Raw genomic sequence first — 19,157 nt, forward strand, 5'->3', positions numbered from 1 at the left:
GCCATGTTCTTTCCAACGAGTTGTTTCGCCGCTCAGATGACCTTGTTGCCGGTCCCCTGGTCGTCCAGTTGGGGATCGTTGTCGGTGTTGACTGCGTTGTCCTTGCCCTTGAACGTCACCTGCCGGTAGTCCCGGCCCAGCAGTGTGTTCCGATCGCCGGCGACGATCGCGTGGCCCACCTCGGTCATGTTGAAAATGTTGTCCGAGCCGATGGCTTCGAGTGTCTCGACCTTTTCGTTGAGCACGGTGACTTTCTGTCCCTCGACGCGAATCGACCGAGCGTGATCCACGTTAACGGAACCGTTCGATCCGGTAACGATCACATTGCCGCACTGGCCGTCGAGCACGGTCGAAAAACCGCTTCGGGTGATCCGCACGTCGGCACCCTGGCCGCACGTCGCGCCACTGGCGGGATCGACGAGCGCGGAGGATCCAATCGGGCCTCCGGCACCGCCCTCCCCGCAAGCAGTCGCTGCGACACACAGGAGCAGCGGCGCGAGCCGGCGGGCACTGCCTCGCGCGGAGAAGGAGCGGGGAAGGTCGAACCTCTGGAGGAGATTGGGCATGGGTGTGCATCCTGGTTGTTTGGAAACGGCGGATCGTCTGTCGACCTGCGTGGCTCGCGGCGCCTAGGCACGCCAGCCTCAACGGAGCGGAGGGCGAACACGGTGGTTCTGCGACGGGTGAACTCCCCCGGTCGCTTCCACGTCGTCGTCCATCAAGACGAAGGAATCACGAAAATCCCCCATGACCTACTGTCAGGGTCGGAACGGAGCGATATACGGCGGTGCCGGACCGCAATGACAGCGCGGGCTCGGCCGTCGACCGCATCTGCAGCCAGGTCGAGTACGAGCTTGAGAGTGGTTCTAAGAAGCTCATGCACTTTCTTCCCGGCGCGCTTGGCGTCTGAACTGAGCCGGCTGCGCAGCGGCTGCGGCTAGAAGCCCTCGTCCGCTATGACGGGCGCTCGAGGCTCGGGCATTTGAAAGTCCAGTCTCGTTCCTGCTTGTCCGATGAGCGACGCGATGGCAGGCGCATGCGCACATTGCTGCATGACAGCATAGTTCGCGGCGTGACGATCGCCGCAATATTCGGAAACGGACAACTTGACACGCGGACCGTCGCGCACCACAGTCGGCAGCGCCCGATAGCGCTGCACATGCATGCAGCGCACTGTGCGGATCAGCCAAGACCGCACAACCGTTGTCATTGTTCTCTGGGGGGAACAGCCGCGCCGCAGCAGGTCTGCCGCGCGTGGCTTGAAAAGGTCGGCGCATTCGCGCTCGCCTCCTTCCCTATCCACCAGGCACCTGGAGAACACACCTAATGAGCATCCGATTGACAGGAATCTTGCTGTCCGGCTTTTTGCTGACGGCCTGGCTGTCGCCCGCGCACGCGCAAAGCGTCAGCTGCACGGGGATCGCCGAATGGAACGCGGCCACCATCTACAACGCGGGCAGCAAGCTCGTCTATCAGGGGCGGCTGTATCAGGCGACCATGTCGATCTGGAATACACCGCCCACGCACTGTCCCAGCTGCGGCTACTACCAGGATCTGGGCACCTGCAGCACTGGCGGCAATCAGCCGCCTACGGTCGCGTTGACCGCACCGGCGAACGGAGCGAGCTTCACCGCCGGCGCCACCATCACCGCTACCGCGAACGCGGCCGATGCCAACGGCACCATCGCCCAGGTGCAGTTCTTCCGCGGCAGCGTCTCGCTGGGCGTCGATACGACGGCCCCCTACAGCGCGACCTGGGCCAATGCGGCCGCAGGCAACTACGCAATCACGGCAGTCGCCACCGACAACGAGGGCGCCACCACGACGTCCGCAACGGCCAACATCACCATCAGTCCCGTGACCACGCCCGACACCACCGCACCCAGCGTGCCGGCCGGTCTGGTTGCTACGTCGGTGACGTCGTCCAGCGTCAACCTGAGCTGGAACGCCTCCACCGACAACGCGGGCGGCAGCGGCGTCGCCGGCTACGACGTCTACCGTAATGGAACGCTGGTCGGCTCGCCTGCCGGGACATCCTTCAGCAGCACCGGCTTGGCCGCGTCCACGACCTATACCTTCCGCGTGCGCGCCCGCGACAACGCCGGCAACGCCTCGGCGCAAGGCGCGCAGGTCAGCGCGACCACCAGCGCCGGCGGCGACGGCGGCGCCCTGCCGCGCCATGCGCTGGTGGGGTACTGGCACAACTTCACCAATCCATCCGGGCCCACTTTCCCGATCAGCCAGATCTCCAACGACTTCGACGTCATCGTGGTCGCCTTCGGCGACGATGCGGGCAACGGCGCGGTCAGCTTCACGGTCGACCCCGGCGCAGGCACGGAAGCGCAGTTCAGGGCCGACGTGGCCGCGGCGCGCGCGCGGGGCAAGAAGGTCGTGCTGTCGCTGGGCGGCCAGAACGGCACGGTGACCCTGAACAACGCGACGCAGGTCGCCAACTTCGTCGACAGCATGGAGGACCTGATCCGCTACTACGGTTTCGACGGCGTGGACATCGACCTGGAAAGCGGCGCCGGCGTCTACCACGGCGCGGCCGTGCAGACCAACCTGGTCACGGCCATCAAGCAGCTCAACACGCGCATCGGCCCGTCGTTCTACCTGTCGATGGCGCCCGAGCACCCGTATGTCCAGGGCGGCTTTGCCGCGTACAGCGGGATATGGGGCGCCTATCTGCCGATCATCGACGGACTGCGCCAGGAGCTGGACCTGATCCATGTGCAGTACTACAACAACGGCGCGCTGTATTCCCCGTACAGCCAGAACGGCTTGCCCGAGGGTTCGGTCGACATGTTGGTCGGGGCCAGCCTGATGCTGATCGAGGGGTTCAGGACCAACAACAACACCGGCGTCGTCTTCAACGGCCTGCGGCCGGATCAGGTAGCGTTCGGACTGCCCTCGGGTCCCTCCTCGGCCAACAGCGGACTGGCGTCGTCGACCACGATCGCCAATGCCCTGAACTGTCTGACGCGGCTGCAGAGTTGCGGCTCCATCCGGCCCCAGCAGGCTTATCCCACCTTCCGCGGCGTCATGACCTGGTCGATCAACTGGGACCGGCACGATGGTTTCATCTTCTCAAGGCCGGTGCGGGCGACGTTGAACGCCTTGCCCTGACCGGCAGCGAGTAAACGCGGGCGGGCAAGGCTACGCCTGCCCGGCCCCGACTCTTCCTGTTCGGCGCCCCTGGCGGGCGCCGATTTCTTGTCGCTGCTTCATAAACTCACCCCCTGTTAGTGAGGCGAGCCCGAAGGGTGGTCCTTCGCGGTCGCCGCCCCCGATGCGCCGCCAGATATCTCCGCTGAGTGGCGATCGAACGCCCGAATTAGCGCACATACCGCGGTGACTCTTCAGTGCCTGAGAGTCGATGCAGCGGCGCCTCCGGAAATGATCGGGACCGATCGCTACGACGATGACGGCGCCGGGTCGCCGCGCACGCCGCAGTCGTGGTGCCGGAGCGTGGGCGCGGAGGAGGGGAGGTCTTTGACGCCGGTCTAACGGCAGCGCCCCATACTGCCGGCATGCCCGAAGGTCCTACGATTGTCATCCTCAAAGAAGAGGCGGCGCTGTTCGAGGGCCGCACCGTGCGGCATGTCGCAGGTAACAGCAAGCAGCCCATAGAGCGCATGCGGGGAAAGCGAATCCAGGCATTGCGCAGCTGGGGCAAGCACTTCCTCGTGGAATTCGACGACTTCAGCCTGCGCATCCATTTCATGTTGTTCGGCAGTTACCGGATCAACGAGGAGCGCCCGGCGCCGCCGCGGCTGAGCCTACAGTTCGACGGCGGCGATGCCCTGAATTTCTACTCATGCTCGGTGAAATTCATCGAGGAGCCTCTCGACGATGTCTACGACTGGTCGGGCGATGTGATGAACCCGGACTGGGATCCCAAGGCGGCACGCGCGAAACTGCGCGCGTCGCCGACCCAATTGGTCGCGGACGCCTTGCTCGACCAGAATGTATTCGCCGGTGTCGGCAATATCATCAAGAACGAAGTCCTGCACCGGGTTCGCGTGCACCCCGAGAGTACGGTCGGCGCGCTTTCGCCACGTAAGTTGAACGAGATGGTAGGCCAGGCGCGCGAGTACAGCTTCGACTTCTATCATTGGAAGAAGGCTTTCGAGCTCAAAAAGCACTATCAAGTCCACACCAAGATGTATTGCCCGCGCGACGGGGAGCGGTTGAGCTTCCGCAAGCATCTCGGCCGATTCAAGCGTCGTGCATTCTTTTGCCCCGTGTGCCAGCGCCTCTACCAGTAGGCCAGTCCGAATCAAGTGGCGGAACGGTTTCCGCCGCCTGGGCTGGGTGAGCGAGGCGACCAACATTGCCTGCACGGGCCTCATGAAGGAGCGGGTAGCCAGTCGTGCTGATGTCGGGGCCGGCTACGGCGCGCTGGCGGATTGATACGTCAGCAAGTCCAGGCAAGGGCGCGTGGCGAACCACGCGCCGTTTCTCTTTCGCGCTGGCCGCAAACAAGGGCCCCGGAGTTTAGGAATGGGCGGACCAGGTTCACCGCCATCGACGGCCGGGGTTGCTGAACTAATCGGTGAAGCCCGCGGACGGCGCGCGACCGGTTGGCGGTGACGCATCGTCGTCGACGATGCCGGTGGATGAACTAGCCGGGCGGTGAATGGTTCATGTTGATGGACATTGACTAGAGGCCCGCCATAGCACACGAACTGTTAACCCGCTCATCGCGCGCCGACGACGCGGTGTACATGAGCGGCAGCCGATGCTCGGGTGAAGTGTGGACATCGCGTCCGCTCAGGGAGTGCACCATGACAAGCAGCAATGAAAGGCGTGACCTCAATCGCGATCCCATCTCCGGCGCGCCGGGCTCTCATCCGGTCGGAGTGGGTGTCGGTGGCGTCGGTGGCGCCGCAGCGGGCATGATCATCGGCGCGCTCGGCGGCCCGATCGGCATGTTGATCGGTGGCGGCATCGGCGCCATCGCAGGCGCCTCGGCAGGCAAGGGCGTAGCCGAGCGACTCGACCCGACCGGCGAAACCGAGTACTGGCGCGATGAACACACCCGGCGCCCTTATTACGACTCGAAGTACGATTACGACACCGATTACGGGCCGGCCTATTCGTACGGTGCCGATGCCCGTTCGCGACTGGGAAGCCGCCCTTGGGACGACAAGACGGATGCCGAGTTGGAGCGCGACTGGGCCAGTGCGCGCGGCGAATCCAGGCTGGACTGGCAGGATGCGCGCTCGGCCGTGCAAGACTCCTGGACACGGGCGGACCGCACGTACCAGGCGTACGAGGCGACCGATCGCTACCATCAGGCAAAGTTCGATCAGGCCCCCTATCGAGAGGCCGACGCCTCATATAGGGACTACCAACCCGCCTATCGCCTCGGTACCTACGCTCGCCAGCATCGAAGCGACCGGGACTGGGACGACAAGCTCGAAGCGGAGCTTGGGCAGCGCTGGGACAGCGTAAGAGGCGAGTCCCGGTTGGGCTGGGAAAAGGCCAAGGTAGCCGCCAAGGATGCTTGGCACAGCGTCGAACGCGTCCTCCCAGGCGATGCCGACAAAGACGGTCGGTAACAAAAGGCGGCGCGAAAGCGCCGCTTTTTCTGTCGCGAGTTCTTGTCGCGAGTCTTGATCCGTTGCAAATGCACGATCGCCTCCCGGACTGGATCCGGGCCGGATCGACCGAAAGTTTGAGTAGCGCCCGTCGCCAATGACGGGAAGACCCTGCAAGACACTGAAGAATCTTCCCCGCTCGCTGCCAACGAGCGACGCCAGGGCTTCCTGAAGAGGCCGCAGCGTCGGGCATGGACCTTGCGAGGGCAGTCGGTGTGGACGATTGATGCTCGAGTCGCCGTTCGGGCGCACCCGGCCATCCCAGACGTGGGCCCCTGCATGGCTAAGCGATCTACATGCGTCTGCGGCCGGGACGTAAGCCGGAACATGAGCGCCGTGCCAATCATTCGCCGAAGATTCATGGCGCTTCTTTCGCATGCTCTCGGCTTCCGACTTTCCTGCGCTTGGTGAGGTACGAATCAGCACCCGTTGGCCGCACGATCAGCCGGGCGATCTTCGACAGCATCCGGCTGTCTCCCCAGGCCAAGCGAAGGTCAACTTTGACCCGATGGGGCGCGGGCAAGCCCGAATCGGGCGATATAGGCGTTCGATATGGCCGGTAGTCCGTACCCGGCCCACAAGAACGAAACGGCGATGCTTCCGTCCGAGCACGAGCCGATACGGACGTCGCTGACCCCAATCACCGCGCCGCCGATCACCCCGCGAACAAGTTCCCGCAGCGGCACGAAGTCATACGGTGTGCCCGGAAAGCGGTACAGCAGTAGCGAAACCGAGTGCACTATTCGGATCTTTGGCTTCGGTCGCCGTACAAGGAGTCTGCGCGCAAGCGCAGATCGGCGTGCGCGTAGACGTACTCGGCTATGTCCAGCACGTGTTCCCAGGATGCGAACGACTCAGCGATCAGTCGGTCGTAGCATGCCTTGAGTTCGACCTGGATCGCGGAAGGCCGGGAGTTTCGCAGAACGGCTTCGACTCCGATGGCGATGGCCGACGAAAGCTCCGCGTGGTTCAGAAGATGGGCGTTGGGCAGAATGTGTATGTGGTCCGCCCAGAACAATCGAACCGCCTCCACGTCGACGAATCGCTGCCGCTGTCCGTCCCTCGCACTGGCGTCGGCGGCCTCGGTCGGCTGTGGCCGACTCTTTTGCGGAGCGGCTGCCGAACTAGGTCGGGGTGGTCCGTCCTGAAGCAGGCCGCCCGCTGCTGTCGGTATGCGGACCAACCCGTAGCGGGCGAACTCTTCGTCGGTCAGGAGCGACGGCTCGTGTCCCGTTTTCCATGCATAACTGATCACTATGTATGCCGGGGTCTCGTCGAGGACTCGGACCTTTTGTGCAAGCGGCATAAGTTCAAACGCGGCTAAAGCGATGTCGCTCAGTGAGATGAACTCGAACACCGAGCCGGGCTTGTGCCGCAAAGTCACCAGGTATCGTTTCATGGCATTCCTGTGTCACTTGAGTGGACGCAGGCGCCAATGACGTTGGGCGGTTGCGGAAAGCCGGGCGGCTACTTACGCATTCTTCTTTCATCACCATACTCTCCTCGGGTGAGGGGGCCGTGTTTGCGATCTTCGCCGGACGAACTGCCGGGGCCGATTACGCCGGACCGCCAAGAATCGCTCCTAACCTGGGGATTAAGGGCCAGCGTTGTCGGTGGCGCGACCGCGGTTCCAAAGGAGGCGACCTGATGAAACCGGTTCGAGCCGACTTTTCGCCAGCCAGGGATACTTGCGCTTGGAAGGCTTTCATCCGGCGCGTCGGATCACAGCGATCAAGCAGAAGGCGCTTGGCGAATTCAAGCGTTTATCCACAAGAACGAACCTGACCGGTTCATTGCGAGGCCTCACGCACTTTCAGCAGATCGAGGCTTTTGAAGACGTCGGGGGACTTGGAGCGCGACCTTCACGGGCTGGGCCTTGCGATCGTCGAAATGTCCGGGCGGACGGGAGACGTGTTCTTGATGGACATGCGTGTTTACACGCCCCTTCCGTTAACTCGACCAAGAACCTTCGGATGATGGCCACGGCTCGTTGTTTCCCGACTTCATGACGGCGCCGAATTAGGGGCGCGGCTGCAAGAGTGATGCGGCATGGAAGACAGACTGCGCGGCCAATGCATCGCAGTGGGTCCTCGCATTCCGGACATACGGATTAGGGAAGCGGTTTCGCGAAGGCTGTTCAAGGCGTCGGACGACAGCGCATGTTCCCGGAACGAAAAACCGCGCACAGCATCTGGGCGCCCCTTCGGGACCAAGGGATTATGCTGGCTCAGGCCAGCCCGTCTGCCTGCGGGTTGAATCGGAGCCCGACGCCCGAGCGCATGGGCGTTGCGCCCCCCGTTAGCTGCCCGTCGCGTAGGCAGGTCGATATCGATTGCTCGGTCGGCCGTCAGGCCACGGCTTATGAAGTAGCTTCGCAATTCGTTGTCGCCCGCTGCGTTGTTGTGAGCTCGTCCTCGACGAAGGAGAGCAGGACGGGTGGCAGGTCGGCGAGCAGGAGGCCGGCGTGCATGCTAGGGTTCCGGGGCCGGGAACGCATGAGCGCTCTCTCCGATAAAGCAAACGGAGCGGAGTTCACCACGTTCGCATCGCGACAGTAGATGGCGGTCCGGTCCTGGTTTGGCAATCTACAGCGTCTGGATTCACACAGGCGTCACGATCATTCCGCAGCCTTCAAACTTCACTCGCAAGGAGCATGTATGAAGATGACCAAGTATCGCGCCGTCGGCGCTGCCTTCCTGATGTCGATCCTGTTCAGCGGCGCCGCCCTTGCGGACCGGCACCACTATCAGGTTATCGGCGAGGGCTACGGCCACGACCGCGACCAGGCGTACGAAGCCGCATCGTACTACGCGTACCAGGCTTGTTACCTGGGTTGGGGCGAATCCACTCAGGAGGAGACGATCCTCGTCGAAGAGTTTCAGCCGACGTCGGGCTATTGGTACGTCAAGCTGTCGCAAGGCTGCTTTTCGGACGACTGAGCCGGGTGCGGCCAGCGCGATGCAAACGGCGAGCCGGGCACCGCCCGGCTTGCCATCGGCGTACTCCGCGGCATTGCCGTCGGCGCCGGGTTACCTGGCCTCGGGCTGGATGCGGTAGACCCGCTCCCGCCTTCCTTTCTCAGTAGAGCTCAGCGGGTAGCCCTTCTCCCGGACGGTGCCAGCGAAGACCCGCGCAGCGAACGTTGCTGCTATCCCTGCGGCGGGCCGACCCAGGCGAGCGGATCGAGCATCAGCCAGAAGCCCTCGGCGCCTTTTTCCGCCAGCACCATCTGCGCGCCCAGGTCGCTGGCGCGCTCGCGGAACTCCAGCTCCAGCCCGGTCCAGGCTTCGACTTCGTCGTCGCCATCGTCGTAGAGCTGGCGCACCAGCAAATGCCCCGGCGCCTGCATCCGCCATTCGAACGGCAGCGCTTCCTGGCCGAACGCCGGCGACCAGCTGTGCAGCACGCCGCGGCCGCCGTCGTGGAATTCGATGCGGTCGCCGGTCACGCCGGCGGCGGTGCCCAGCGCCGATTGCCAGCGCCCGACCGGGCCGCGCAGCAGGATGTGCGATCGATGTTCTGCGTTCATGGCCTGCATTTTGCCGCAATCGGGTCGGTGACGGATCGGGGGCGGGCCGCTGTCGGCCCGCGCCGTCAGCCGCCGACCTCGATCGGTTTGCCTTCCACCACCAACTCATAGATGGTCTTGGTGATTTCCGAGCCGGCCATGTAGCCGACCGCGCCGGACGCGAGCGTGCCGACGCCGTACGCGGCCCAGCCCCACGGGCCGGTGGCGTTGACCGGCGCGGCGACGGTAGCGAACGCGCCGCCGGCGGCGGCCGCGCCGGCCCAGCCGCCGGCCACTTCGACCACGGTCTTGACCTTGTCCTCGGCGGTATAGATCCGGTAAGCGTCGGCGGCCACGCCGACCACGATCAGCACTCGTCCGCCGACCCGGAACGCGCCTTCGACTTTTCCAGCCCAGCCTTCGCGCGCGGCCAGGTCGTTGGCCGACTTGAGCACTTCCGGGTCGGCCTTCACGCCGTGGTTTTTGATCACGTCGAGCAGGCCTTGCGCGCCGCCCTGGATGCGTACGTTCTCAGGGCGGCTGGTCAGGGTGAACTCGCCGTTGGCCGAGCGCGAGAACATGCTGTCTTGCAGGCTGACCTTGCCGACGCCGCTTTCGGACTTGGCCACGGTTTCGCCGACCTCGGTCCACATCTGCCGCTCGGCCATCTTGCTGGCGCTGCGGTCGATGGTGTGCTGGTTGCGCTTGGACAGGGGCTCGCCGGGGCCCTTGCCGGCCTTCTCGCGCACCTGCTGCTCCACCGCTTCGGCGGCGGCTGCGTACTTGCGGTCGTAGATCTCCAGCAGTTCGCGCTCGCCGAACTGCAGCGGCGGCTTGCCGCTGGTGTTGGCGACTTCCACCGGCACCACCACGCTCTTGTCGTTGCCGACGCCGACGTGCGGATTGCCTTCGGTGACGAACCACGACACCGGGCCGACTTTGCCCAGGTCGGGGCGGAACGGCGGTTTGCCTTCGGAGACGTTGCGCAGCATTTCGGCGGCGACTTCCGGCGTGACCGCGCCGTTGCCCGGCGCGCCGGCGCGGTTGCCGTCGGCCATGAACGGAATGCCGGCGGCGGCGCCGGTCGGCGCGTTCGGATCCAGGCCGGCGCGGTCCTGTGCGGCCAGCAGCCTGAGCAGGCCCGACTGCGCCGAGGTCGGCGCCAGTTCGATCTTGCCGTCGCGCGCGGCCGACAAATCGATGGCCGGGCCCTGTTTTTGCGGATCGCCGGAGGGTGCGTGCAGGGTGCCGTCGTCCAGCGCCGGCGCGCGGCGCGCGAACTCGGCGGCGGCCTGCGGCGACAGCCCGGCGTCGGCGGCCATCTGCCGGTAGCCCTTGTCGAGCACGCTGCGCTCGCTGTCGCCGGGGGCGACGTCGACGGCGACCCCGTGCTGGGTGCCGATCGGCTTGGCCTGATCCAGGCGCTGCACGGTCTGCACCGCATTCGTCAGGGCGACCTGGTCCATCGGCAGCAGGCGCGAGCCGATCGCGTCCTGCAACTGCTGGCCCTGTTCGGGATGCTGGCGCGTGTAGTCGGCGACCGCGTAGGCCATGCCTTCCACGTCGGTACGGCCGCAGTACTGGTGGGTCGAGACGATGCGGTCGGCTTCGGCCAGCACCGCAGCGTTGTAGCTGGAACCGGTGGTGGGCAGCGGGAAGATCGGCGGAGGCGCGACGGGACGGGTGGGGTCGGTCATGGGAGCGAATACGAGTGCGAGGGGGAGGCTGCCGGAAACCTTAATGGGGGTTCGGGCGCTCGCAAGCTAGGAACGACCCTAGCGACGCGATGACGCCCGCACGGCCGCAGCTTCGAGCCCGGCCGTCGCCGCGACACGGCGTTTTTCACCGTGACCGCGATCACGCCGATGCGTCGCAAACAATCCCGCGTCGTGCTTGTGCGGCCGCCGGGCAACGTTGCGACTCAGCCTGGCTGGCAGCGGCGAGGGGGGCCGGCTACACCGGCGAGGCATCTTGATCCAGGATGTCCGTGGTGTTCGGGCGATAATTTCGCCGCCGAATCTCTCTTCCGCCTAACGGTGATCTCGAAACCAAAGGCCTGTTTCATGTGGCCTTGTAATCAATAGGCCAGCCATAGACCCTTTGGGCTTTTGGATCGCCGACGGGTCGACGAGAACTCTTAACGTGAAAGCCACCGCGCAGATGTAGTCGCGATAAGTGAGCGTCGGCCATTGATTGGAAGTTTCGATCTCGTTGGGTGCGCCGAGTGTTGCCTTCAAGCGCGGCGCCCGAGTCGAGCCGCGAAGCGGCTTCGGCCTCAGTGAACTGCAGGCCACTGGCGAGGACTATCAGTTGGCGAGCCATCCGTAACGACCGGGCCAGTCCAAGCAAACCCGTTCAGCTCTCTGGCAAGGGATACGAGCTGCTCGTCCAAGAGTGCCTGCAGTATCCAATAGCGTACCTCTCAAGAATCAAAACCAGAGCCCGGCAGCGGCGAGATTGCCTATTCTTAAAGCGCCCGACTTCGAAGCTCCTGCGCATTGTTCTGTTACGGCGACTCCTTGGGAATATCGGGATGTAACTCAGCCTCACTGTGGCCTACCAAGGCTCGAATAAAATCGCATAGTTGTTGCGGTGTCGCAGCCTTCGCTTCGACGAGATTATGGGCGACGATCGATGCGGAGTACCACGCAGGATAGGACGTGGTCGAGGGCATCAATGCCCAGATAACCGCACTGCAAGGGGAACTGGAATGCTCCTCGGATAAATACAACTGAAGTTGGTCCTGAAACAGCCTGGACCGGATAAGGCGATCCGGGTCGGAATCCATGTTCTGCGCATATTCGAGAGCCGTCTTGGCCGGTTGCGGCAGATCGTCAAACACAAGCCGTGCGAATTCGCAGGCGATGCGTCGTTGCGACCGCGTAGAACAGGCGGCGCCGACATGTTGCAGCATCCGATGGAAATCATCGGCTTCCTGCCAATCGACATCGGACATCAACTCGGTTGGCATTGATTCGACATGCGCGCTTGAGTTAGGCCGGCCCGAAGCGGGACGGCGATTGCTGTTAGCCTATCGTAGGCACGAAGACGTTGCCACGACTTGGACTCGATTCAAATGACTTGTCGGACGATGGCCAACTCGATTACGTCCCCTGCCGAACTCAAACATGACCGGAATGCTGCACACAGCTCGCCTCATTCTCCGCCCCACCACGCAGGCGGACAGGCTCGACCTCCACAGCCTGGAGCAGGACGGCGAAGTGATGCGTTATCTCAATGGGGGCGCGCCGACACCCTTGGTAACCGACTCGGTGGTGGACACTGCCTTTTTGATGCCCAGGGGTGGCGACCCTGGAGTGTGGGCGGTCCACCATGCCGTTGGTGGTCAGTTCATAGGCTGGGTGTCACTCGACGTCGATGGAGACAGCGCAGCGTTGGGATATCGTTTTCATCGCGAATTCTGGGGGCACGGCTACGCCGCTGAGGCCGCGAGCGCGTTAGTCGCACATGGATTCCTGGATTTAGGCTTGAAGCGAATATCGGCCGAAACAATGGCCGTGAACTTCGCCTCACGCCGCCTGATGGAGCGACTCGGCATGCGGCATCTGAGAACCTTTTTTGCAGCCTATGCCGATCCGTTGCCTGGCAGTGAAGTCGGAGACGTCGAGTACGTCATTACCCGTCAGGACTGGGACCGCTCTCGAAGTACGTAGGCGCTTTTCACGATATGGCCTGCATCAGGCGCTCGACCGAACATGAGGCGCGTCTATGCGCAGTCGCCGGTGTCCGCTGGCGCCCTGCCGGCCGCCGCCTGGAGCATCCGGCCTAGCGGCGTCTCGTCAGGGGAGACGGATAACCATTAGCGTCCGCGATCATGGACGCCCACTCGCCCCCGCACCCCCTGCCGCCCGGCTTTCACTGGGAAGCCCCCTTCGCGGGTTCACCGCTCGCCCACCACTTGGTTGCGGTCCCGGACAGCGACCCGGACGCGTGGCTGGCGTCAGTGCGGCCGGCCCTGGGCGAGCGCGGCGCCGTCGCCACCATCCGACGCCACCTCGGCCTCAGGGACCAGGTGAGCCGCCCCTTCCGCACCGACGCCGCCGCGTTGGGCTGGGTCGAGCGCTGGCTCGCCGGCCACGGCGCGACGGTGCGGGCCGAGTTGGCGGACGAGCGCCCATCGCGGCGGCTTTCCACCGCATGATGGCCTTCGCTGCTGCGCCACCCGCGTCAGACCTGCCTGCACCGTCCATGCAGACGTGTGTCTGCCGATACCCTTGCTGGCTGCGCACCCGCAGTGAGCCGCCCATCTACGACCCCGAAATATCGGTGGCAGTGATCGAAGAGGAGCGCGAGCCGGACGAATGGGGCGAGCCTGGCCGGTTGGTACGTCGCAAACTGCTGCGGGTCGAGGGGCCGTTCGGCGGAACCTGGGCCGATCACCATCGTTCCAAACATTCCTTGTGGCGCCTCGAACTGGGCCCGCGAATCGGACCCCTGCATTGGGCCCACGGCGTCCCGGAGCGCAGTGCATGACGCCCGGCGATGGCGGCCGGTGAGCTGCCGCACCGGGCGCGCAGCGTGGCCTGTGCGCTTGCGTCGGCCCGGGCTTGGCGGGATGTCGAATCGTCTTGCCCGCATTCGCGGGTGTGGCCAAGCGCTGCCCTCTTCGCAGTACTCGATTGTCCTTAAGCGAGCCGGTTCCAGGCTGTAGCTGGCTTGGGCCACGGCAGACGGGGCCGCGGGCCGTGGGAGCCGGCTGAACGATGTCTTCAGGCGCGGAACCGAGGCTCATTCGCCCTTCCTGCATGGTTCAGATCGGGCGCCGCAGCATGGGCGCGTCCCACCTGGGAGACCGACCATGAAAGGTATTTTGCTCGCCACCGCCGTGATGTTGACGGCCTGTGGTTTCGCCCATGCCGATGACCGCTGGAAGGATCGTCACGAGGCCGACAGGGACCGTTACGAGGCCCAGCGTGAGTACGAGAAAGACCGCCGCGAGGCTTGGCGCGAAGCGGCGAAAGATCACCGTGAGGCCGAGCGGGAGTACTGGAAGGATCGTCGTGAGGCGGACCGCGAGTACGAGAAGGATCGCCGCGAATACAGAAAGGAGCAGGCCAAGGCCGAGCGCCGTTGGGCACGAGGCGAATACATCCCCAGGCACTACTTAGCCGAACCGTATTATGTGCGCGACTACCGCGCTTACGATCTCGCGCCGCCGCCGCGCGGCTATACATGGGTGCGTCCTGATCCCCGCGATGACAACTACTACATGGTGCAGTTGGCCACCGGTGTGATTGCGCAGATCCTAGACAGGTAATGATGCGTAAGTTGGATCAAAAAAGGGCTGCTCCGGCAGCCCTTGCTTTTTTGTCCGACAAAAGCGCCGGACTCATGAGGCGAAACCGACGAAGGACTCTACGTGCGGATGAGCCCGACCTGTCTCCCGATGCCCTTGCAGGCTAAGCAGCCGCGAAGCGGCTTCGGCTGAATGAATTGCAGGCCTTCTCAGCACGCGCTTATCTGTCCTTCACTTCGGCTAGACGTGCGTTTACGCCAGGGCCCCAGCCGGTTGCGCCCAATTCCTTTGCGAGCCACTGAAGTAATCGCCTCTCGGCATCCGGAGCGTCTATGCGATCGAAAGTGCCTTTATCCCGACGGAACAGGCCTCCCTTCGCCAGGTTGAGCTTGTAACTGCCTGCATAAGCTACCCGGCCGGGCTCGATCAAAAAGGTGTTATTTCGGAGGCTCTTTTCAAGCGCGAAGAACTTGTTGCCAGAGAAGAAACCATTCACGGTGTAGAGCCCTGGACTCAAATTGGGCGAGAGAAATTCGCCATTGGTGTAGGTCACCGTATTCTTCTCCCCAGACGAACCCATATACATCTTCGTGGGTTTGATCCGCAGAAGCACCACATGGCTCACCGCCAGATCGGATTCAGTGATGTCGAACGCACCGAATGCCAGTCCTGTACCCGGCTCGGCTTTGATGTCCTGAGTGGCCGCGAGAGCCTGCCCGCCTACAACCAACAGAATGCCGAGCAAGAAGATCCAGCCGTTGTGCGATCGTTTCATGGTGTTCCCCCATTGGTCTTTAGTGGCGCTGGTCACGAGACCCAACGCCTGAATTAAGCCGAGCCGCGAGGCGGCTTCGGCTTGGATGAATCGTTCGCAGCTATTGGCAAGTTGCTTAAGGGCGAACGCGAGGCCTAATAGCTCCTCAGGATGATAACGATAGCCCGCCTCCGAAGTGCGTGCGCGGCTGCAATGCGGCCGGTTGCGGGCCGTACTATGAGGTCAAGTTCATTACGATCGATCTTCCGCCTGCGACACCGACCCTCACCTTGGCGGATTGGCTGCGCAATACCCTGAGTGGTCGGATTGTCAACGACACCTGCACCGTACGCTGCACCGCCGCCGCCAAGACGACAGCTTACGAGTTGCAGTCCTCGGACAACGGCGCGCTGCTATATCGCGGGACAGCGACTCAGATCGCATCCAGTACCAAGGGGCAGTACTGCACATTGAACTACGCAGTGCGTGCGTGTGGATCGGGAGGCTGCTCGGCCTGGTCGACGCCGCCGTACCCGGCCACCCGTCGCACCGTGCCAATGGACTGATTGGAGCATAACGACATGAAATGGATATCCAAGCTTCTAGCCACAGCGATCTTCGCCGTGGCCACCTTCGCGGTACAAGCGCAGACCGTCGTGGAATACATCCATACCGATGCGCTTGGCAGCCCGGTCGCGGTGACCGATGCCAATCAAAATGTGGTTGAGCGCAGCGAGTACGAGCCCTTTGGGCAGCTAGTCGGTCGCCCTCTCGGTGACGGTCCAGGCTACACTGGCCACGTTAGCGATGCTGTTACTGGCCTAATCTACATGCAACAACGCTATTACGACCCGACCATCGGAAGGTTCTTGAGCGTCGATCCGGTTACTGCTTACGGCAACAAAGATTGGCGGTACTTCAATCGGTTCTGGTACGCAGCCGGCAATCCGTACAAGTTCACTGATCCTGATGGTCGAAGAGTAGCGGGAGGCTGCACGCAGGACTGCACATATGTACAGATGAACTACGCCCAGATTCCGGGAGCGCCACGTTACGTGCACGCATACATTGTCGTGATTCCAAAAGATGGTTCTGAATCGAAAGTAGTGCGAGCTGGACCAGCGGGCGGGCGCACCATGACTGGCGACATTCAAGCAGCCTCGCCCGAACTGGCGAAATCTCTCGGTATAAAGCCAGACTCTAGAAAATTGCAGGCGACAACGTCTTCTCTGGTGATCTCCCAGGATGCGAAGGTTCCCCAAGCCGGTTCTCAAACGATCGTATCGACCTCAGCCTCTGGCGGCGAAGTAATGAGACAACTTAATCGCTTTAAGGATGCTGTGAATGCCGCAAAAATTAACTGCGATGCGCGCGGCGTAAACTAAAATTCATTTGCATTTGACGCTGCGCAAGGTCTTACTGGAACTAGACCTGTTGCCACGCCTGACCCTAACAACAACGCCTTGGGAAACAACCTTACAACTGGAGTGCCGTTCGAACCAAAGGGGCCTAATCAGTGAAACGCGCTATCAATGGATTGCTGTTGGCATTTTTCAGTATCTACTCGGCCTCTTGCCAGAGGCATGGACCTGCCGAGGCTGCGACTGAAGGAATTAGAGTCGGAGAAACTCGTGCCAACGTCGAACTTCTACTGAAAGGCCGCGGCATAAAGTTCGAGTTCAGACCTCCGCTGGCCGACACCTCGACATTCCCGACTGAAATGATTCAAGAGGAGGCGCTCGAATCGCCTACCCTCATTTTTTTCGTTTTCGAGCCGCCAGTGGATGCGATCACGAAAATTACGAGAATAATCGTCGTGTTCGATCAAAATGGTCGCGTTGATCGAATCATAACCCAAGAAAGTAACCTCGGCTTGTAGGGAAACAAAGGGGCCGCAATTAAGTCGATCCCATCACGCAACAAGCCCGCCACTCGGCGGGCTTGTTTCCCGCGATCTGCCGAATCGGCGACACCTGCACTTCCGCGCGGCCCGACAGCGCGACAATCTGGCAGCGAATCCACTGCCCGGAGCAGCAAAATGGCCCACCGCAGCCGCCTGGCCGGTTTCATCGTCTATTGCGAGATCGGCGACCTCGATGTCGCCGCCGATTTCTGGAGCGGCGCGCTCGGTCAAGTCGCGGGGTCGAGGGTAGAACAACAGTAGCGCAGCGATATGGTCAAACTTGTTCAGTTCTGGAACAAGAATGATGGGGCCGCCGGAGGAGGAGGTGTCACATGCAGTTCAAAAGTTTGCTAATCATTACAGCTCTTTGCACAAGCTGCTCTTCTCAAATTCTCCACACTCCAACGTGAGGGAGCAGGCTAAAAACGCGGACATCTTAGAAGGGAGGTTGAGCATACTTACTGACGGAAGAGGAGCCGGCTCGCTTACAGGGAAGGACGGCAAATGCCATGATCTAGCGCTTCCTGCGTCCGTTCTCGGCAACGTTAAGGGCTGGGAGGGATATACGGTCATAGTCCATGGTGAATCAATAGCTAGGCCCAGCGTTGACGGTGCACTTCACTACAAAATCTTAGGTCGTCAAGTTGAAGCCGGCGGTTGCGGCGACGAGACTTTCTATGCTCGTTAGGTAGAGAAAAAGTGATTTTTGTCCGGAATTTAGCTAATTGAACTTCGGATGCCGAGCGCCGCGAGGTCAGTTTTTCTCATTTCGTGAATGCGGACCCTTAGGGGCTCGGTAGTTTCTACGCTCGGAAAGGGCGATGCGGCGTGTGCCTGATTCCGCCAGCGAGCTTTTAATGAATCAGGGAGCAAGTGTATGAAGTTCCTCAACGCAGTCTTGATGACCATCGTGCTTACGTCTTGCGTGGCGGCCCCAACCAAGCCTGATGGCGCCGTAACGCCGGCCACACTAAATGCCGCGAGGTCAGAGCATCATGGGCAACGCGTCAAGGTGTTCGGATGGATGACTTCTAGGTTTGAGCGGTATGGCATTTGGGAGAGCAGAGCCGCTTTTGATCGCGGTGACTATGCTGACAATTGCGTCAGTTTGCTGGTTCCTGCAGCTATGGATACCGCACGCTATGATATGCGCTACGTTGAGCTGGAAGGTAAGTTTATCCAGCGTCCCGAAGAGAATGCTGTCAATCTCGGGGCTTGCAATTCAACCACGATCATATTGACCGAAGAATCTCCACCAAAGCTTGTCAAGTAGCTGCTATCGTCGAGGAAGCACAGTTGTCGCCTCGCGCACGAACCTAAGAAGTTTGAACTGAGGGCGCTACGGCGCCCTTTTTCACTGGCAAAAACAGTCGGCAAAGAACGAGACCCCATCGAGGGATAGCCAACCGATTACTTCGGCGCCCGGCTGCGAAACGAGAATTCCCCATTGGCTTTGACATGGATGCGCGCCGGAGCGCTCGAATCGCTGACGGCCGTAAAGATTTGTTGTGCTGGAGGCCGGAACCCCGCGGGAAGCACGAAAATTGCGACCGATCAAACGACGCTATCGGCCAGAAGCGGACATCAGCAAACGGCCTGAGTTGGCCGAGCCGCGAAGCGGCTTAGGCTTGAATGAATTTTTAAGAGGTCTACGTGCCTTGGGGCGGCCTGGAGAGCTCTTGAGGCGCCGGGAAGTGACGTGTGTTCTCCAGTAGCGCAGACCGGGAGCAAGTGCTGAGGAAAAAGGCTGTGTCCCGCCCGAATAGATAAGCGCATTGAGGCCCTGGCGGGGGACAAAGCCATCACTGACAAAGCTGACTGTATCTTCCGCCGTGGTCGAAACGACATCCGCTGGCTTCAGGCTGCCCTTCCGACCGGCAGAATTCTTAGCCGTGCGAAGTGAAAGTCATCTCGTCTGAAGCCCGGGGCTATGTAAATCTCACCGACGTAAACCGAGAAGACGTTTTCCGCTGCCGAGTAGGCTTGCTCTACCGATTGCTGCCCGCCACATGACACGGCCGCAGCCGGCATTGAAATAAGCAGAGCTTCAATGAATGCGAGAAGTTTCAACATGGCTGCCTAGCGCTGGAATTGAGCCGAGCCGCAAGCGGCTTCGGCTTGCATGAATTGTC

Annotated in this window: 17 protein-coding genes; 11 read left to right on the plus strand and 6 right to left on the minus strand. The window is 62.1% G+C overall.

Going from position 1 to position 19,157, the window contains the following annotated elements; all coding sequences use genetic code 11:
* Nucleotides 1-32: 32 nt before the first annotated feature.
* A complete protein-coding gene (locus AC6CH2_RS19485) occupies nt 33-566 on the minus strand; it encodes a DUF3060 domain-containing protein (RefSeq protein ID WP_498270652.1) in 534 nt (177 codons plus the stop codon).
* A gap of 760 nt (nt 567-1,326) precedes the next feature.
* Here AC6CH2_RS19485 and AC6CH2_RS19490 point away from each other — a divergent pair.
* The 3 genes from AC6CH2_RS19490 (at nt 1,327) to AC6CH2_RS19500 (ending at nt 5,564) form a co-directional block, all read left to right on the plus strand.
* Nucleotides 1,327-3,126 carry an Ig-like domain-containing protein gene (locus AC6CH2_RS19490; RefSeq protein WP_498270653.1) on the plus strand — a complete coding sequence of 600 codons (1,800 nt, stop codon included), beginning with the start codon at nt 1,327-1,329 and terminating at the stop codon, nt 3,124-3,126.
* Between the two features lie 404 nt (nt 3,127-3,530).
* Nucleotides 3,531-4,268 carry a DNA-formamidopyrimidine glycosylase family protein gene (locus AC6CH2_RS19495; RefSeq protein ID WP_498270654.1) on the plus strand — a complete coding sequence of 246 codons (738 nt, stop codon included), beginning with the start codon at nt 3,531-3,533 and terminating at the stop codon, nt 4,266-4,268.
* 519 nt (nt 4,269-4,787) lie between these two features.
* On the plus strand, nt 4,788-5,564 hold the full coding sequence (locus AC6CH2_RS19500) for a hypothetical protein (RefSeq protein ID WP_498270655.1): 777 nt from the start codon (nt 4,788-4,790) through the stop codon (nt 5,562-5,564).
* Between the two features lie 778 nt (nt 5,565-6,342).
* Here the strand turns inward: AC6CH2_RS19500 and AC6CH2_RS19505 are convergent.
* Entirely contained in the window at nt 6,343-7,002 is a 660-nt protein-coding gene (locus AC6CH2_RS19505) for a hypothetical protein (protein WP_498270656.1), read from the minus strand.
* Between the two features lie 1,258 nt (nt 7,003-8,260).
* Here AC6CH2_RS19505 and AC6CH2_RS19510 point away from each other — a divergent pair.
* Nucleotides 8,261-8,542, plus strand: coding sequence for a hypothetical protein (locus tag AC6CH2_RS19510; RefSeq protein WP_498270657.1), 282 nt, complete (start codon nt 8,261-8,263; stop codon nt 8,540-8,542).
* 209 nt (nt 8,543-8,751) lie between these two features.
* Here the strand turns inward: AC6CH2_RS19510 and AC6CH2_RS19515 are convergent, their stop codons facing one another.
* The 3 genes from AC6CH2_RS19515 to AC6CH2_RS19525 all read right to left on the minus strand — a co-directional run bounded on the left by AC6CH2_RS19515 (nt 8,752) and on the right by AC6CH2_RS19525 (nt 12,067).
* A complete protein-coding gene (locus tag AC6CH2_RS19515) occupies nt 8,752-9,132 on the minus strand; it encodes a hypothetical protein (RefSeq protein WP_498270658.1) in 381 nt (126 codons plus the stop codon).
* Between the two features lie 65 nt (nt 9,133-9,197).
* The gene (locus AC6CH2_RS19520; protein ID WP_498270659.1) at nt 9,198-10,808 is read right to left on the minus strand and encodes a hypothetical protein; all 1,611 of its coding nucleotides are present in this window, start codon (nt 10,806-10,808) and stop codon (nt 9,198-9,200) included.
* A gap of 809 nt (nt 10,809-11,617) precedes the next feature.
* Nucleotides 11,618-12,067, minus strand: coding sequence for a hypothetical protein (locus AC6CH2_RS19525; RefSeq protein ID WP_498270660.1), 450 nt, complete (start codon nt 12,065-12,067; stop codon nt 11,618-11,620).
* A 172-nt stretch (nt 12,068-12,239) separates the two neighbouring features.
* Here AC6CH2_RS19525 and AC6CH2_RS19530 point away from each other — a divergent pair, with 172 nt between their 5' ends.
* The 3 genes from AC6CH2_RS19530 (at nt 12,240) to AC6CH2_RS19540 (ending at nt 14,389) form a co-directional block, all read left to right on the plus strand.
* Complete coding sequence (locus AC6CH2_RS19530) at nt 12,240-12,785, plus strand: GNAT family N-acetyltransferase (RefSeq protein WP_498270661.1); 546 nt, start codon at nt 12,240-12,242, stop codon at nt 12,783-12,785.
* A 161-nt stretch (nt 12,786-12,946) separates the two neighbouring features.
* Nucleotides 12,947-13,273: a hypothetical protein gene (locus AC6CH2_RS19535; protein ID WP_498270662.1), complete on the plus strand. Its 327-nt coding sequence runs from the start codon at nt 12,947-12,949 to the stop codon at nt 13,271-13,273.
* Nucleotides 13,274-13,930: 657 nt separating this feature from the next.
* Nucleotides 13,931-14,389, plus strand: a complete 459-nt coding sequence (locus AC6CH2_RS19540) for an RcnB family protein (RefSeq protein ID WP_498270663.1) — start codon at nt 13,931-13,933, stop codon at nt 14,387-14,389.
* 199 nt (nt 14,390-14,588) lie between these two features.
* Here AC6CH2_RS19540 and AC6CH2_RS19545 read toward each other — a convergent pair whose 3' ends face one another.
* Nucleotides 14,589-15,143, minus strand: coding sequence for a hypothetical protein (locus AC6CH2_RS19545; protein WP_498270664.1), 555 nt, complete (start codon nt 15,141-15,143; stop codon nt 14,589-14,591).
* A 560-nt stretch (nt 15,144-15,703) separates the two neighbouring features.
* On the opposite strand from AC6CH2_RS19545, the gene AC6CH2_RS19550 reads away from it, so the two are divergent.
* The 4 genes from AC6CH2_RS19550 to AC6CH2_RS19565 all read left to right on the plus strand — a co-directional run bounded on the left by AC6CH2_RS19550 (nt 15,704) and on the right by AC6CH2_RS19565 (nt 18,298).
* Entirely contained in the window at nt 15,704-16,507 is an 804-nt protein-coding gene (locus AC6CH2_RS19550) for an RHS repeat domain-containing protein (protein ID WP_498270665.1), read from the plus strand.
* 131 nt (nt 16,508-16,638) lie between these two features.
* The gene (locus AC6CH2_RS19555; protein ID WP_498270666.1) at nt 16,639-17,001 is read left to right on the plus strand and encodes a hypothetical protein; all 363 of its coding nucleotides are present in this window, start codon (nt 16,639-16,641) and stop codon (nt 16,999-17,001) included.
* A gap of 159 nt (nt 17,002-17,160) precedes the next feature.
* On the plus strand, nt 17,161-17,286 hold the full coding sequence (locus AC6CH2_RS19560; protein ID WP_498270667.1) for a hypothetical protein: 126 nt from the start codon (nt 17,161-17,163) through the stop codon (nt 17,284-17,286).
* A gap of 616 nt (nt 17,287-17,902) precedes the next feature.
* The gene (locus AC6CH2_RS19565; RefSeq protein WP_498270668.1) at nt 17,903-18,298 is read left to right on the plus strand and encodes a hypothetical protein; all 396 of its coding nucleotides are present in this window, start codon (nt 17,903-17,905) and stop codon (nt 18,296-18,298) included.
* Nucleotides 18,299-19,157: the final 859 nt, after the last annotated feature.

Source organism: Lysobacter sp. GQ73 (assembly GCF_059758755.1).